At 65.5% G+C, this 16611-nt stretch carries 13 protein-coding genes; 4 read left to right on the top strand and 9 right to left on the bottom strand.

Annotated elements, in window-relative coordinates:
- Positions 1 to 198: 198 nt before the first annotated feature.
- On the bottom strand, positions 199 to 3642 hold the full coding sequence (locus ABIE24_RS04155) for an efflux RND transporter permease subunit (protein ID WP_354497104.1): 3444 nt from the start codon (positions 3640 to 3642) through the stop codon (positions 199 to 201).
- 124 nt (positions 3643 to 3766) lie between these two features.
- Positions 3767 to 5197, bottom strand: a complete 1431-nt coding sequence (gene yczR, locus ABIE24_RS04150; RefSeq protein WP_354497102.1) for a MocR-like transcription factor YczR — start codon at positions 5195 to 5197, stop codon at positions 3767 to 3769.
- Between the two features lie 62 nt (positions 5198 to 5259).
- On the opposite strand from yczR, the gene yczE reads away from it, so the two are divergent.
- Positions 5260 to 5913, top strand: a complete 654-nt coding sequence (yczE, locus tag ABIE24_RS04145) for a membrane protein YczE (protein WP_502916241.1) — start codon at positions 5260 to 5262, stop codon at positions 5911 to 5913.
- A gap of 254 nt (positions 5914 to 6167) precedes the next feature.
- Here yczE and ABIE24_RS04140 read toward each other — a convergent pair whose 3' ends face one another.
- From ABIE24_RS04140 to ABIE24_RS04115, 6 genes are read right to left on the bottom strand one after another with little or no spacing between them, the layout of a single operon-like run.
- Positions 6168 to 6803, bottom strand: coding sequence for an SIS domain-containing protein (locus ABIE24_RS04140; RefSeq protein ID WP_354497098.1), 636 nt, complete (start codon positions 6801 to 6803; stop codon positions 6168 to 6170).
- A complete protein-coding gene (locus ABIE24_RS04135; protein ID WP_354497096.1) occupies positions 6800 to 7930 on the bottom strand; it encodes an ABC transporter permease in 1131 nt (376 codons plus the stop codon). The genes ABIE24_RS04140 and ABIE24_RS04135 overlap by 4 nt, the downstream gene beginning before the upstream one ends.
- Positions 7927 to 8955 carry an ABC transporter permease gene (locus ABIE24_RS04130; RefSeq protein WP_354497094.1) on the bottom strand — a complete coding sequence of 343 codons (1029 nt, stop codon included), beginning with the start codon at positions 8953 to 8955 and terminating at the stop codon, positions 7927 to 7929. The genes ABIE24_RS04135 and ABIE24_RS04130 overlap by 4 nt, the downstream gene beginning before the upstream one ends.
- Positions 8952 to 10445: a sugar ABC transporter ATP-binding protein gene (locus tag ABIE24_RS04125; protein WP_354497092.1), complete on the bottom strand. Its 1494-nt coding sequence runs from the start codon at positions 10443 to 10445 to the stop codon at positions 8952 to 8954. Before ABIE24_RS04125 ends, ABIE24_RS04130 begins: the two co-directional genes overlap by 4 nt.
- Positions 10446 to 10501: 56 nt before the next feature.
- On the bottom strand, positions 10502 to 11530 hold the full coding sequence (locus ABIE24_RS04120; protein ID WP_354497090.1) for a substrate-binding domain-containing protein: 1029 nt from the start codon (positions 11528 to 11530) through the stop codon (positions 10502 to 10504).
- Positions 11531 to 11561: 31 nt separating this feature from the next.
- Positions 11562 to 13262: a ribulokinase gene (locus tag ABIE24_RS04115; protein WP_354497088.1), complete on the bottom strand. Its 1701-nt coding sequence runs from the start codon at positions 13260 to 13262 to the stop codon at positions 11562 to 11564.
- 153 nt (positions 13263 to 13415) lie between these two features.
- On the opposite strand from ABIE24_RS04115, the gene ABIE24_RS04110 reads away from it, so the two are divergent.
- Together ABIE24_RS04110 and ABIE24_RS04105 are read left to right on the top strand one after the other, a co-directional pair.
- Positions 13416 to 14321 (top strand): sugar-binding transcriptional regulator, encoded by a 906-nt coding sequence (locus ABIE24_RS04110; RefSeq protein WP_354497085.1) that lies wholly within the window; start codon positions 13416 to 13418, stop codon positions 14319 to 14321.
- 110 nt (positions 14322 to 14431) lie between these two features.
- Entirely contained in the window at positions 14432 to 15145 is a 714-nt protein-coding gene (locus tag ABIE24_RS04105) for a transaldolase family protein (RefSeq protein WP_354497083.1), read from the top strand.
- Between the two features lie 219 nt (positions 15146 to 15364).
- Here ABIE24_RS04105 and ABIE24_RS04100 read toward each other — a convergent pair whose 3' ends face one another.
- Entirely contained in the window at positions 15365 to 16126 is a 762-nt protein-coding gene (locus ABIE24_RS04100) for a MerR family transcriptional regulator (protein ID WP_354497081.1), read from the bottom strand.
- Positions 16127 to 16253: 127 nt separating this feature from the next.
- On the opposite strand from ABIE24_RS04100, the gene ABIE24_RS04095 reads away from it, so the two are divergent.
- Positions 16254 to 16553, top strand: a complete 300-nt coding sequence (locus ABIE24_RS04095) for a rhodanese-like domain-containing protein (RefSeq protein WP_354497079.1) — start codon at positions 16254 to 16256, stop codon at positions 16551 to 16553.
- Positions 16554 to 16611 lie beyond the last annotated feature (58 nt).

Genomic DNA, 16611 nt, shown 5'->3' with positions numbered 1-16611 from the left:
GACGGATCCGCCGACACGCCGACGCCACGGCCCGGCACACATCGTGTCGCGCAAACGATCCGTTTCGGGGCGCGCGGACGCCATAGGGCCAAACGGTCCGCCCTCCGCCGCCTGGTCATCCGTTCCGGACGAAAACACCCGGCGCACCGGATGACCCCGACCGGAACGGATGACCGCGCGAGCGCGGGCGGCCGCAAACTATCGGGCGACCGCCTCCGCAGCAGGCCCGACAGCAGGCCCGGCAGCGGCCTCCCGGGCCGCCCGGCGGGCGACCCGACGCTCACGGGCTCCCTCGACGAGGTTGTACAGGGTCGGCAGCACGATCAGGGTGAGGAACGTCGACGACACAAGCCCGCCGATGACGACGATCGCGAGCGGCTGCGAGATGAACCCGCCGTGCCCGGTGATGCCCAGAGCCATCGGCACGAGCGCGAAGATCGTGGCGAGGGCGGTCATCAGGATCGGCCGCAACCGGCGACTGGCCCCGTGCCGCACGGCATCCGCAACTCCCATGCCCCGGTCCCGGTACTGGTTCACGAGGTCGACGAGCACGATGGCGTTCGTCACGACGATGCCGATGAGCATGAGCACCCCGATCAGGGATGCCACGCCCAGCGGCACACCCGTCAGCACCTGCAGCCCGATGGCACCGGTCGCCGCGAACGGCACCGACACGAGCAGGAGCAGCGGCTGGCGCAGCGACCGGAAGGTCGCGACCATCACGACGTAGACGATGAGGATCGCGGCGAGCATGGCCAGCCCGAGCTGCTGGAACGCGGTCGACTGGTCGGCCGTCACCCCGCCGAGGGTGGCGGTGGCGCCGCCCGGCAGGTCGAGGGCATCGACCGCGGCGGAGACCTGGGCGCTGGCGGTGCCGATGTTGTCGCTCGCCGGGGTGATGGCGACGCTCGCCGACCGCTGCCCGCGGACCGTGGTGATCGACGACGGGCCGTCGACTTCACCGACCGTGGCGAGAGTGTCGAGGCGCACCGGGCCGAGCAGGGTCGGAACCGTCAGCGCGGCGAGTTCCTCGACCGAGGCGGGCGGGTCCTCACTGGCCAGGTAGATGCTCACCGTGGTCTCGTCGATGACGACGGTGCCGATCGTCGACGGCTGCATCGCCCCCGAGACGATGCTGCCGAGGGCGACCTCGGAGTAGCCCGCCTCGGCGGCGTTCAGCCGGTCGACCTGCACGGCGATGTACGGCCTCGAATCGCTGAGGTTGTTGGTGACCTGGCGCATGCCCGTCAGGTCCTCGGCCGCGGCGGTCACGGCATCCGTCGCCTCGCGCAGGGTCGCCTGGTTGGGAGCGGTGATGTCGACTTCGATGTCGCTCGTTGCGCCGAATCCACCGGATGCCGTCACCTCGATTTCCCCTGCACCGTCGAGTCGCTCGAGTTCGGTCCGCACCCGCGACTGGAGGGCTTCCTGGTCGGCGTCCTCGTCGGTGGTGATCGAGTAGGTGATGCTTCCAGCGCCGCCGCCGGTGAAGGCGTCGCGGAGCGAGCTTCCGGAGGAACCGATCGACAGCTGTATGCTCTCGATCTCGTCGGTGTCGCGCAGGACGTCCTCGACCCGGCTTGCGGCGGCATCCTGGGCCTCCAGGCTCGACCCGACCGGCAGCTTCTGCGACACGGTGAGGGTGTTCTGCCCGGAGTCGCCGAGGAAGTTCGTCTTCATGAACGGCAGCAGCGCGATCGTGCCGACGAGCACGAGGGCGGCGAGGAGGATCGTCACGACCGAGTGCTTGAGGGTCCAGTTGAGGATCGGCAGGTACCCCTTCTGCAGCGCGGTCGGGTGGTCGAGTTCGTCGTCGCCCTCCCCGCCGTTCCTGCGGCCGCGGCGGGTGCCGGCGGGCGCAGGCGTGACCGGAGCGGATGCTGTCGGGGCGGGCGACGCCGGAGGCTCCTCGACCGCGAGCATCGTCGAGACGGATGCCCCCTCGGCACGGGCGTCGGGCCGAGCCGGAGCGAGGAGGTAGCGGGCGTCGACGATCGCCGGGGAGGCGAAGACGCCGGCCGGCAGGCGACGCTCCTCAGGCGCGGAGTGGGCAACCGCAGCCTCGGCGGGCGCTGCGGCCGCTGCGGCGCGCGCCGCCTTCTTCGCATCCGAACGCGACACGGCGACCGGCCCGGCCGCTTTCGCCTCCTTGCCACGCAGGAACCAGTAGGCGAGAACGGGCACGATGGTCAGCGAGACGAGGAGCGACGCGAGCAACGCGATGGTGATGGTGAGCGCGAACGGGCGGAACAGTTCCCCGGTCATGTCGCCGACGAAGGCGAGCGGCAGGAAGACGGCGACCGTGGTGATCGTCGACGCGGTGATCGCCCCGGCCACCTCGCGCACAGCGGTGTGGATCGAGAACGCACGGCCGTCGGCGCTGCGGTCGCGCGCGGCGGTCATGTGCCTCTTGATGTTCTCGATGACGACGATCGAGTCGTCGACCACGCGGCCGATCGCGATCGTCAGCGCGCCGAGGGTGAGGATGTTGAGCGTGTAGCCGGTGGCCTGCAGCCCGATGAAGGTGATCAGAACGGAGGTCGGAATGGAGATCGCGGTGACCAGCGTGGCCCGCACGTCGAGCAGGAAGACGAGGATGATGAGCACCGCGAACGCGAGCCCGAGCAGGCCCTCGGTCGCGAGCGCCTCGATCGAGTCCTCGATGTACGGAGCCTGATCGAAAACGATCGTCAGGGTGACGTCGGAACCGAGCGCCTCCTCCAGGCCGGGCAGGAGCGCCCGCACGGCCTTCGACACGTCGACGGTGTTCGCGGCGGGGACCTTGGTCACCGCGATGGTCAGTGCCGGCTCACCGTCGACACGCGAGATGCTCGTCACGGGGTTGTCGGTGAGGGCGACGGATGCCACGTCGCCGATCGTGAGGACGCTGCCCGGCTGCTGGCCTGCGAGCGGCAGCGAGGCGATGTCGTCGACGGAGCCGAGCTTCGACCCGGTCTGAACGGCGAAGGTGACGTCGTTCTCGGTGATCTCGCCGGCCGGCTGGAGAACACCGTTCTGCTGCAGGGTGCCGCCGATCGCGGCGGTCGTGAGTCCTGCTGCCGAAAGCTGGGCGGCATCCGGGGTGATGGTCACGCGCTCGCCGACGTTGCCGATGATCGCTGCCTCGCGCACGCCGTCGACGTCTTCGATGTCGGGGACGGCAGTCCGGCTCAGGGCCTCGGAGAGTGCGTCGGTGTCGCCGTCGCCGCCGGTCGCCGCCAGCTGGAGAACCGGGAGGTCGTCGAGGCTGCCGGAGAGCACCTGGGGGTCGAGGTCGGCGGGGAGCCGGGACTTGATGCGGTTGATCGCCTGGTTGATCTTCTGCTCGGCGGTGGCGAGGTCGGTGCCGTAGGTGAACGTGGCAGAGATGAGGCTCAGGTTCGTCGACGAGGTCGCCGCCGTGGATTCGAGCCCGGCGACCCCCTGGATCGCTGTCTCGATCGGTGTGGAGACGTCATCGTTGACGACCTCGGGTGCCGCTCCGGCGTAATTCGTGATGATCGCCAACTGCGGGAACTGCACGCTCGGGGCGAGTTCCTGCTTGAGGCTGGTCAGCGCGATCCCGCCGAAGACGGCTGCGACGATCGTGACGAGCGCGATGAGCGCTCGGTTCTTCATGCTCAGAACAGCGAGGGCGTGCACGGTACTCCTGAAGGCCAGCGAAGGATGCCGCAAAACGCGACGACGGGGCGGCGTTTCCGCCGCTCAACCAGTGAAATTCTGTCACAGTACCCTGGCCGCTCAGAGCACACCTCCATGCACCCGATCACACCATTTCGGCCAGCAGGGCGGAGTCGGGGACGGGGGCTCGCATGATCGACTGCCAGGCAACGGCGAGCGCGTCGAGAGCCCTCTCGGTGTCGGGGAGCGGATAGGTGATGGGAATGCGGAGGAAACGCTCGAACGCCCCATCGATGCCGAACCGGGGTCCGGCCGCGATGAGGAGACCCTGGCTGCGGGCGGCGAGGACGAGCTGCGAACTCACCGGGGCGCCGAGGCCCGCCCAGACCGCCAGGCCGCCTTGGACGTGAGGCACCTCCCAGTGCGGGAGCCGGTCGGCCAGGATCTTCTCGACACCGTCCCGGGTGGCCGCGAGCTGCTCGCGCCTGCTGCGGAGGATGTCGGGCATCGTCGGGAGCAGCTCGAGAACGGTGAGCTGTTCGAGGATCGGGGTGCCGAGGTCGCCGACGCTGCGGGCGGCGACCAGTTTGCGGATCACACCGCGGTCGGCGCGGATCCAGCCGATCCGGAGGCCACCCCAGACGGTCTTGCCGACAGAGCCCACCGTGAGGATCTTCGCACCCGCATCGTCGGAGGCCGCGAACGGCACGAACGGCGCACCCCGATCGATGTCCAGTTCGGCGGTGGTCTCGTCGATGACGAGCACCGTACCCTGCCTCGCCGCCGCACGGCACACCCGTCGGCGGGCGTCGACCGACATGGTCGCCCCGGTCGGGTTGTGGAAGTCGGGCATGAGGTACGCGACGGTTGGCGACGACCTGTCGATCGCCTGCTCCAGGTCTTCGGTGTCCCAGCCGTCGTCGGCGGTGACGGCTACCGGCACCAGCCGGGCTCCCGCGGCCCGCAGGGCGTCGTGGGCGTGCGGATAGGTCGGATGCTCGATCACGGCCCGGTCGCCACGGGACAGGTGCGTCCTGGCGATCAGGCCGATCGCGTGCTGCGCGCCGAGGGTCACCAGGATCTCGTCCGGCGACGTGGGCAGACCGGCCTCGATGTACCGGTCGGCGATGGCCGCACGGAGCTCCGGCAGGCCGATCGTGTCGTAGTCGAAGGCGTCGAGGTAGTGCGGAAGCCTCGACGCGGCGCGCCGGGCGGCATCCGCGAGGCCGGGAACAGCGGGGAGCGCGGCTTTGCTGAAGTCCAGGTAGCCGAGTCCGCTCGCCGGCATCGGGCCGGGGCGGGCGCCCGGCAGCTGGGCGACGCTGCCGGAGCCGCGGATGCTCTCGAGGAAGTCACTGTCCCGAAGCTCCCGGTACGCTGCCGTCACCGTGGTGCGGCTGACGTCGAGCCGTTCGGCGAGGTCCCGCTCCGCCGGCAACCGGGTGTCCGCCGGGATCCGTCCATCGAGGATGAGCAGGCGGATGCGGTCGGCGAGCGAACGGTACGCGGCGTCGTCGGTTCGCCAGCGCCCGAGAAGCGCCGCGAGAGCCCGCGCGGTGATGTGGACCTCTGACATAAGGCCACTCTAGGAAGATTGGCCTCTTGAGGAAAGGCCAATTAATGAATTGGATGGACAACATGCTTCGTCGTGCCGTCCAATTGCTTCTCGGTCTCCTGCTGTACGGCATCGCGCTCGCGCTCATCGTCCGTGCCGAGATCGGTGTCGCACCGTGGGACGTCCTCACGCAGGGCCTCTCGCTCCAGACCGGGTGGGGCTTCGGCGCGCTCACCGTCGTCGTGGGTGCCGTCGTGCTGCTGCTGTGGATCCCACTGAAGCAGAAACCCGGAGTCGGTACCGTGCTCAACGTTCTCCTCGTCGGGCCGGCGGCGGACCTCGGCCTCTGGCTCATCCCCGAGGACCTCGACGTGTGGGTCCGCATCCTGATGTTCCCGGCCGGGCTCTTCCTGCTCGCCCTGGCCACCGGACTGTACATCGGCGCGCGCTTCGGCGCTGGGCCACGCGACGGGCTGATGACCGGCATCCACGAACGCTCCGGTTGGCCGATCTGGGTCGGCCGCACGGGCGTCGAGGTCGTGGTCCTCGCCGCCGGCTGGATCCTCGGCGGAAACGTCGGCGTCGGTACCGTTCTCTTCGCGGTGCTCGTCGGGCCGCTCTGCAACCTCACCATCCCCTGGTTCCGCATTACGCTGCCCAGCGACGCCCCGATCGATACCCGGCTGGCAGGCACGGCGACGCCGAGCGAGGCCCTGGTCGACTCCCCTGCGAACTAGGCGTATGGTCGCGGCCCCCGCCCGCTTGGAAAGGTTCGCGGGATGGCCCTTTCCGTCATGAGCGGGATGACCCGTGTGGGAAGAACGCGTGTGGGAAGAACGCGTGTGGGAAGAACGCGTGTGGGAAGAACGCGTGTGGGACCTATTTCGCCCCGACTACCAGAACCAAAGTCCTCGTCGCGACGCCCTGCCCGATTGTGCAGCGCCGCGAGCCCGGCGAGCTGCGCTGGCCGTGGACAGTCGATCACCGACCGTCAAACACCGATCGAGTGATTGTCGACGTTCGAGAGCAGTTCGTCGGCGTGGGCGCCGACGGCCCCACCGGGATGGCTGTGAAGGACCGACTCCCATGAGTATCCACGACGGTTCATGAGCGCCATAGCAAACGCGTCACCCCAGGCCGCGGTGGCGAGCGTCGAACCCATGGCGATGACTCCCCCGGGGTCAGCCGCCGAGGAGTCGACGAGAATGGCGAGGTCCACGAGTCGACCGAGCGGAGATTCCACGTTTGCGGTCAGTGCGATCGATTCAGCACCGCGATCCTTCGCCAACTGCACGAAGTTGGTGAGCTCGGCCGATTCACCGCCCTTGGAGATCGCGATCACGAGATCCCCGCCCCCAACTGCACCGACAGTTCCGTGTAGGCCGTCCGCCGCAATGAGGAAGAACGCTGGCGTGCCACAAACCGAGAGCAGGTGAGCGAGGCGGCGAGCAATCGCACCCGATGTGCCCGACCCGATGACCACGACCTTCCCCGCCAACGCGAGCAGCTTTTCAACCGCCTCGTCGAAGCTGTCGTCGATCTGGGCGGCGATCGCGGCGATGGCCGCAGACTCGGCGACGATGAGCCTGCGGGCCTCGTCCTGACTGGAAAAAATCTTGTCGGTCATGCGCGTGTGGTCCCTGCTGCGTGGATGGTGTCGGGGCTGGTGATATTTGGTGAGCGTGAAGGTTCGGAAGTGAGAGCAGCGCCGTCTGCCGGTGGTCTTTTCGTCATCCGCTGGATCCAACTGGTGAGTCGGCCCCGTCTCACCTCGACGACAAGCACGACAACGAGGATGAGTCCCTGCACGATCTGATACACGTACGGGCTGATATGAAGGCCGTTGAACCCACTCGAGATCGCCTGAAGGACGATCGCGGCGATGCTCACGCCCACAATGGGAGCGCGACCACCGAGTGGATTCGTACCACCGAGCACCGCGATAGTGATGGCGAGAAGAAGATACGACGAGCCGTAGTCGGCCGTTGCGCTTGCTGATCTCGCAGACATGAGGATTCCCGCAAAAGCTGCGATGGCCCCGGAGAGGGCGTATGTGCTCAACAGCACCCGACTACGACGGATGCCTGTGTAGTCGGCTGCCTCCGGGCTCGCGCCGACGAGAATGATGCGGAGCCCGAGTCCCGTCCGATTCATGACCGCCCAGATCAGGATGGTTGCGACCACTAACAACCAGAAACTCACGGGAATGATCGCGACGGTCTGCACACCCAGCGCGAGAATTGCGTTCGGGAGACCGTAAAGCGGGGTACCGCGAGTGAGGGCAACCGCGAGTCCGCTGAAAAGGGTCATGGTGGCGAGCGTTGCCAGGATGGGAGCGATCCGGACCTTGGCCACCAGCAAGCCGTTGATCAACCCGCAGCCGATACCGACCAGGAGTGCAACAGCAATCCCCGCAACGGCGGCGACGTCATCAGGCGTGCCGCTGGACAACAGCGCGATCGACACCGTCGCTGCGGCCAAAGCGCTGAGATTGGCGGTGGCAACGATGGAAAGGTCGATACCGCCACTCGACATCGTCACGGCGATCGCGAGAGCGAGCAGTGCAATCTCGGGCACGGCGTATGCGATCGACTGGAGGTTGAGGGGGGTCGGGAAAATTGTCGGATTCAGCAGGCTGAACACGACAATCACCCCGACGAGGAGAAGTCCGAGGTTTCCGGTGTGACCGGCTACGTCGAGCGTGCGGCGGGCGCGCGCAATGAACGACCGGGCGGCCGTGGATGTCGGACTCATGCGGTCACCGAGCTTTCAAGGATGGCGGAGCGCTTGTTACGGCGACGACGGCTCTGGGCCTGAATCGCGACTCCGAGGAGAATGACAACGCCGACGAATGCGGTGTGCCAGAACCCCGGCACTCCGAGTCGTACGAGCGAATTCTGGATGAGAGCGAGCAGCAGGACTCCGAGCGCTACACCCTGCACCGAGCCGCGCCCGCCGGTATCAGAGGCGCCACCAATCACCACAGCGGCAATCACGGTGAGTTCGGTTCCGACCAGTTCGAACGGGGAAGCATGTCCAACCAGCGCGACGTGAACCATACCGGCGAAACCGGAGAACGCCCCCGCGGCGATGTAGATGATGGTCTGCACTTGACCGACGCGGATACCGGCGCGCCGCGCCGATTCCGGCGCGCCGCCGATCGCGTAGACAGACCGGCCGAACATCGTCTTGCGGAGCACCGCCGAGAGACCTATGGCCAGGAGAATGACCGGGATCACCAGGACGCTCACGGCGGAGCCGCCGATTGTTGCGAGCCGTGCATCACCGACTTGGGCGAGCGCGGGCGGGAGCGACGAGATGTAGACGGAGCCGACGAATGCGAGCAGAGCACCGCGCACGATGCCCTGGCTGCCCAAGGTGGCAATGAGGGTCTGCAGCTTGAACCCGGCGACGAGAACTGCATTGACGATACCGATAAGGGCACCGATGACGGTGGCGGCGAGAAAAGGCAGGATGCCGTTGTCGAGCCCAATCGACCGCATCAGCACCACCGTGGAATACGCCGCAAAGATTGCGATCGCGGTGAATGACACGTCGATTCCACCCGAAATGATGATGAGCAGGACGCCCAATGCGAGCGCCATGTTGACGACCGAACTGCGTAGAACGTCGGAAAACATGCCGATCGAGAGAGTTCCGGGGCTGAATATCGCGATAAGGACGACCAAAAGCACGATGATGCCGAGAAGCACACCCTCGTTGTTGCGCCCGCGCAATCGCACGAGGTCGAACCGCGGGCTTCGGATGAGATCGCTCACGCGATGCTCCTTTCTCGGACGGCCTCAACCGTGACGTTGTCTGCGACGATCTCGTCGACGAGGCGGCCGCGACGCACGACAAGCACGCGATGGCAGACGCTTACCAGTTCGGGAACGTCATCGGAGATCAGTAGAACGGTGATCCCTTGTGCGGCCTTCTGGCGCAGGATCTGCAGGATGGCGGACTTCGAACCGATGTCGACGCCCACGGTGGGCCCGTTGAGCACGAGAACCCTAGGGTTGGTCGCCAGCCACTTTCCGATGACCACGCGCTGCTGGTTACCACCTGACAGGCTGGACACCGGATCCGCGGGTGAACCGACCTTCATGGAAAGGTCAGCAATCAAATCGTCGACCCCTTCGCGAATCGCCTTCGGCTGCAGCCACCCCAGGCGTGATGCAAACGACGAGATCGAGGATGCCACGAGATTGCGGCTGATCGACTGGTCGAGAAAGACTCCCTGGGTCAGGCGGTCCGATGGCACATAGGCGATGCCCGCAGCGATCGCACTCGCGACATCGCCGCTGCGGATGTCGCGCCCGTCGACAGACACGCGCCCGGACGTGAAAGGGATGATGCCGAAGATGGCGTCGGCGATTTCGCTGCGGCCGGAACCCATGAGGCCGGTGAGCCCGATGATCTCCCCGGCATGCGCCGTGAATGAGATATCGGCGAACAGACCCGGGGCGCTGAGCGAAGTGACTTCGAGCACAGGCGCGTCGTGTACCCCACCGGAGACGATGCGTTCTTCGAGTTCCCGGCGACCAATGAGTGCCTCGACGAGTGAGTCCCGGTCAAACTCGCCGGCTGTCCCCGCCGCGACGACCTTGCCATTACGCAGCACGGTTATACGGTCGGAAAGCGCGAAGACCTCTTCAGTCTTGTGACTGACGAAGACGATGGCGACTCCGTCGGCCTTGAGCGTTTCGATCACCTCGAACAGGGTGCCGACCTCGTTCCAGGTGAGGGCGGTGGTCGGTTCATCCATGAACAGCACTCGCACGTCATTGGCTATCGCGCGGCAGATGGCGACAAGTTGGCGCTGGGCGACGGAGAGCTCCTCAAGGAGCACATCGGGGTCGAAATCGAGCTTGAGTCGCTTCATCACGGTGATCGTCAGTTCTCGCGCGGCGGGAATGGAGATGATTCTTGCTTTTCCGGCAACACGCGTCGTCATGGCGACATTCTCTGCGACGCTCAGGTTCGGAAACAGCGAGAGGTCCTGGTAGATGACCTGGACGCCGTGCGAGATGGATCCGACCACGGACAGTTTCGGCACCACCTTGTCAGCGATGATGATGTCGCCGCGATCGGGCACTTCGACGCCGGACAGAATCTTGATGAGTGTCGATTTTCCGGAACCGTTGGCGCCTGCGAGGCAGTGGACTTCACCAGCGCGGATTTCGAGGTCGGCATTGGCGAGGGCATGTACCCCGCCGTACGACTTGTCGATCCCGCGCGCGCGAAGCACTATTGGGTGGTCAGTCATTGTGTAGCCTTCCGCGGTGGCCGGCTGCAATGAGCCGGCCACCGAGTTCACAGGGGTTAGAAGGGGTAGTCGGCCGCATTGTCAGCGGTGACGTCGACCCACGCGGTTCCGAAGAACGTGGTGGGGGAATCAGCTGACTGTGTGAGCTTCTCGTAGCCGGGGATACCGAGGTCTGCGCCGTCGACGAGCTTCTCGCCGTCGACAAGCAACTTCGCAATCGTCAGCATGGCCTTCCCCGCGAGGGCGGGGTCCCAGAAAGTGATGGTGTCGACCGCTCCTGTTTTAAGGGCGTCTCCCGCTGTCGAAGGCAGCGAGGTACCGATAACGCAAACACTGTCTTCCTTGCCTGCCTCGGCGATCGCACGACCAGCGCCGACGACGTCGGTTGAGGCGGAGCCGAGGACACCGCGCAGGTCGGGGTACGTCGCGAGCAGTTCCTTGGTGCGCTGGTAGGCGGTATCTGCACTCTCGTCCGACGAGATCGGGTCGCCGATCGACGTTACCTTCGGGTATTCAGCGGTGGCCTGTGCCTCGGCCCCCGCGACCCAGTTGTTGTGGCTTGTGACGGTGAGTCCGCCGACGAAATGAGCGTATGTACCACCGGCGTTGCCCATGCAGTCCGCGAGGAGATCCATCTGATGCGCGCCGTATGCCTTGTCATCGAAGGCCTCGATGTCGGCATCCGTGTTGACGATGCCGGCGGCCTCGTGCGTGACGACCACGACACCCGCGTCCCTGGCGCGCTTGAGGACGGCTTCGATGCTCTCAGGCGCGTTGGGCACGACCGTGATCGCCGCCGGCTGCTGCGGGATCGTGTCGCTGATGACAGCGATCTGCTTCTCAGGGCTGGAGTCGTCGCCGGCCGTCTGAGTAACAGTGAAGTCGTTCTCCGCGGCCCATTCCTGGTTGCCCGTCTCCATGCGGTTGAACCAGTCACCGCCGGAGAGCTTCACAATGTTGATCATCGACGTCGACGCCGAGCCTGCACCCTCGGCGTCGGCGCTGATTCCTGCGCCGCAGCCGGCCAAAAGCGATACGGTGGCGGCGCCAAGGGCGATCGCGCTGGCAGTTCTTGCAATTTTCACGAATGTTCCTTACAGCTCTGTATTGGTGGGATTACTGCGAAGTGGCCGCGTCATCGTAGACACGGCCCTTCAATCGGTGCATGACACCGACGTTCTGGCGGCCGAAATAGTCCACAAGCCCCAGGTAGTCGGCATAGGCCGACTCATAGGCTGCGGTGGCGGCTGGGTTAGGTGAATACACGTGCGATCGGAGTGCTCCGAGAGCATGGCCCGCCTGGTCGAGTGAGGCGAATCCACCGGCGGCGGGTCCTGCTGCGACGGCCGCGTGGATCGCCGCGCCTAGTGCGCCTGCTTGGGCGCTCTGCGAAACCTGGATTTCCCGGCCGGTGATGTCGGCGAGCAATTGCATGAACAGCGGGCTCTTGTGAGGCAGGCCGCCGCACGCCACGATGTCCTCGACGAGGATGCCGGCAGCTTCGAAGGTGTCGATGATGGCACGCTGACCAAAGGCGGCGGCCTCCAGAAGGGCACGGTAGACATTCTCCGGCTTTGTGCCGAGGGAGTATCCGATGACGGCGCCGCTCAGCGCTGAGTCGGCCAGGGGTGAGCGGTTGCCACTCCACCAGTCGAGCGCCAGAACGGTATTGCGACCAGATTCGATGGTGGTGGCGAGCGATTCGAGGTGAGAGAAGACGTCGATCCCAAGCGACGTTGCTTGTTCGACATAGGAGGCCGGCACGCTGTTGCGCACAAACCAGCCGAACATATCGCCGATGCCAGCCTGTCCGGCTTCATAGGCCCATGTACCTGGGATGATCGCGTCACGGACGACCCCGGCGACTCCGGCGACCGGCCTTCCGGTCTCGGAAAGCAACAGGTTACACACGCTTGTTCCCATGACGAGCACCATCCGACCTGGCGCCGTGGCATCACAGGCAACCATCGTGACCTGCGCATCCATGCTCCCCGTCGCGACCGCGATGCCGGCAGGCAGGCCAAGCGCCTCGGCCCACGCCGGCACCAGGGAACCGACCTGTGCTCCCGCTGGACTGAACTCGGTCGAGAGGCGGTCGAGGAGCGCACTGAACCCTGGCGCGAGCGCGTCGAGTGTCGAGGCAGACGCGTATCCGCCCGCCTCAACCCGAAAATTCGCTTTGAACCCCGCGGCCTGGGCGCTGCGCGATTCAGTCCCAGTCAGCTGCCAGGTTATCCAGTCCTGCGCTTCGATGAAGCGCTCGGTACGTTCGAAGACGTTGCGGGCTTCTTCGAACACCTGCAAGGCTTTCGGCAGCAGCCACTCGGAGGAGACCCGGCCCCCGTATGGGGTGACGTCGAGGTCGTCTACAGTCTCGGCGAGATTGTTGATCCGGTCGGCTTGTGGCTGAGCGGCATGGTGCTTCCACAGCTTGACCCAGGCGTGCGGTTGATCACGCAGATCCGCTACCCGACTGAGCGGGGTCGAGTCCGCGAGCGCCGGAACGATCGTGCATGCTGTGGCATCGATCGCGATCCCGATGATGGACGACGCTCCAGTCCCCGAGGCGGCGAGCGCTCCGGTGACAGCTTCGGTCAGACACCGCAGATAGTCGTCGGCGTCCTGAAGTGCCCAATCGGCAGCGAGCAGGACGCCCGAACCGGGGAGCGCGTCGGAGATGACCCCTGACGGGTAGTCCGAGGTGCACTCCCCGAGTTCCCGCCCGCTCGAAAGATCGACAACCACAGCACGGGCCGACTCAGTTCCGAAGTCGACGCCGATCGTACAGACGGCTGGTCTTTCGATCGTCGCGCTCATAGTCGCCTGTGACTCTCTTTCTAAAATGCTGCCCGCGATTTTCCGCGGCCCGAGCGAGCCTAGTCAAATGTGCGGAAAACATCCAAGTATGCTGCTCATATGAGCGAACAACCTGGCGGAGACGCCTTCACGGAGGAAGAACTCCGTCTTGCCGTGGAAATCGCGGAGCGCCATTACCTTCAGCAGCAGAGCAAGCTCACCATCGCCGCCGAACTCGATATTTCGCGATTCCGTGTGGCGCGTATCCTGCAACGCTCACTCGACGAGGGACTCGTGCGGATCTCGATTGCCGCTCCCCGCAGACGCAACACCGAATTGGCCGACCAGCTGCGGGCACGGTACGACCTCGAGCACGTGGTGCTCGTCGACATGCAGACGCTCAAGCAGGAACAACGGTTGCGCGAATTGCTGGGAGCCGCAGCCGCCGCCCTCGTCATGCGCATCGTTACCAAAGACGATGTTCTGGGCCTGGGCTGGGGGCGTTCCATTGCCGCGACAGCGTCTGCCATCTCCGCCCTGCCCCCATGCCCGATCGTGCAACTGGGAGGCATCGTCGGCTCCCTCGGCTCGAACTCGATGGAACCCTTGCGCATGCTTTCTGCCATCAGCCACGGCGAGACGTACCCGCTGTTCGCGCCGCTGCTGCTGCCCGATGCGGAGACGGCGAACGGACTGCGTCGTCAACCGGGCATCGCGTCCACCTTCGACATGTTCGACAAAACCACCATCGGAGTTGTCTCCGTGGGAAGCTGGACTCCGCCGAATTCGCAACTACGCGAAGCCTTCGTCCGCAGCGAACAAAGACGCATGACCGAACAGGGTGTACGCGCGGAAGTCTGCGGAGTACTTCTCGATGATCGCGGCAACCCCCTGATGCCGGAAGTCTCTGCCCGCACGATCGCCATAGGCGGCGAGCAGCTGCAGCAGATTCCGACCGTGATCGCAGTTGCCGGCGGGCTCACCAAAGCAAATGCCATCCACTCCGTATTGCTCGGCCGATATGCAACGTCGCTTGTCACTGATCTGGCCGTCGCTCGCGAACTGCTCTCGCGCGCCTGACGCAATTGCATCCGCGTCGCGCTCAAACGAGCGATTGAGTTGGAAATCCGGCGGGTCAACGGCCACACTGTGAAGAGCTCAGCGTAGAGGGCGGTGCCGAAGGGATACGCATGACGACAATCAGACTGTACGCCGACAGCGCGGAACGTTCGGCCGTCACGCCGCTGCTGACCGATGGGCTCATCACCGGTGTGACGACCAATCCAACGATCCTGGCACGCTCGAAGCTCGACTCAAGCGCAATTCCGGCGCTCTACGACGAGTGGCTCGCCGCAGGTGCTCACGAGATCTTCTTTCAGGCATGGGGAACCACTGCTGATGACCTCGAGCGCACCGGCCGGACAATCCTCAGCTTGGGCGAACGGATCGTCGTCAAGGTTCCCGCCTCAACCGAGGGCCTCCGCGCCGCCGCCCGGCTGACACGCGATGGCGCGATCGTACTCCTTACCGCCGTATACAGTCCCGGTCAAGCAGTCGCTGCCGCAGCCATCGGCGCCCGGTATGTCGCACCATATCTCGGCAGGCTCCAGGATGCGGGTCGACCAGGTCTCGATGAGATCGAAGGAATGCACAGATTGCTGGAGGGAACCGGCTGTGACGTGCTCGTCGCGAGCCTGCGCACTTCCGATGCGATCAGCGACCTCGCGGGCCGCGGCATTCGCCATTTCACAGCTGATCCCCAGGTGGTCAAAGCCTTGTTCACAGACCCAGCGAGCGACCGCGCGATCGTCAACTTTGAAGCGGCGACCGCCGACTGGGAGGTCTGGCCTCCTCGTGTCCCGCTTCGTGGACGAGACTCCGCTCCTTTTCCAAACCAGCGCTGAACGACTGGAGACCCTTGGAATTCAGGGGCACAAGACATTCGAAGGCGATGGCTTTCTTAGGGCGGGCACGGACGGCTGACCCACGCCGACGATCACCCACGCGCAACTCGGGCACGGTGAATTGCACCGTGCTACGACGCCGATAAGAACGCGCGTGCCGTTGACGGACTTGCGGCATCCGTCCACCAAAACAAACGGATGCCGCAAGGCAGACAGGCACTACAGGTTGCGTTCCGCGTACACCGCCAGGGCATCACGGACGAACCGGGCGCCCGCGAGCGGGTCCGCGGCGTTCGCGGACGCGTAGTTGGCCGCGAAGCGCTCGTCGGCGACGTACATCTCGCCGAGGCCTGTGACATACTCCTTCACCGCGCCCGGGGTCCCGGGGATCGACGCGAGCCACTCGACGTGGCGCCCCGCGATTGCCTGCGCCTCGTCGCTGTCAGCGGCGATACCGGACTCGGCCGCGGCGATCCAATCGGAACCGAGCTGTGCGGCCCGCGTCTTCCAGTCGGCCTTCTCGGCATCCGACATCGACCGCCACCAGGTGTCGCTCTTCGCGTAGGCGTCCTTGCCCCAGCGCTCCTCGACTTCCTCTTTGTACTGCGTGTGGTCGAAACCATCGAACATGTTCTCTGCCATCAGTTGTTCACCTCCTTCCAGTTTGTTGAGGGTGTCCTCCACCGCAGCGATCTGCAGCGTGAGTCGGTCCTGTTCCCGCCGCAGCCAGTCCAGGTGGGTCCGGAGCGCGCCGACCTGGTCGGCCGACTGCGCGAGGACATCGGCGATGGCCGGCAGCCCGAGGCCGAGCTCGCGCAGCAACAGGATTCGCTGCAACCGCACAAGTGCGTCCTCGTCGTAATAGCGATAGCCGTTCGCTCCCACCCTGCTCGGCCGCAGCAGGCCGACGTCGCCGTAGTGCCTCAGCGTTCGGCTCGTCGTGCCCGCGTGCCGGGCGATCTCCTGGATCGACCAGTCCATGTGCATTTCCTCCTGACGATTCCCACGCTAAATGTTTACGCCGCGTCAATGTCAAGGCGGGCGCCAAATTGCTAATGCTCGCACGGTGGCGAATAATCGCACCGATACCTCTTCGATTGGACCCGCCATGGACACCATCACCGTCACCGAACTCGCGCGGCTGAACGACGCCGCGATCATTGACGTGCGCGAGCCCGACGAATTTGAGCAGGTCCGGGCCGTCGGCGCCTCGAGCATCCCGATGAGCCAGTTTGTTGAGCGCGAAAGCGAACTCCCGGCCGACGAGACGCTCTATGTCATTTGCGCCTCAGGAGCGCGAAGCGCCCGTGTCGTCGAATATCTCGAGGCACGCGACTACCGGGCCGTCAACGTCGAGGGCGGCACCTATGCCTGGCGCGACGCCGGCCTTCCCGTCGCGGAGGGCTGACACCTTACCTGAGTGTTGCTCGAAAGCCCTTGATCTTCCCACAAACGCGATATATCGT

It is taken from the genome of Mycetocola sp. 2940, from assembly GCF_040548835.1.
GTDB lineage: Bacteria > Actinomycetota > Actinomycetes > Actinomycetales > Microbacteriaceae > Mycetocola_A.
Note: the sequence above shows the minus strand (reverse complement) of the source record. Positions and strands in the feature narration are given on the sequence as shown.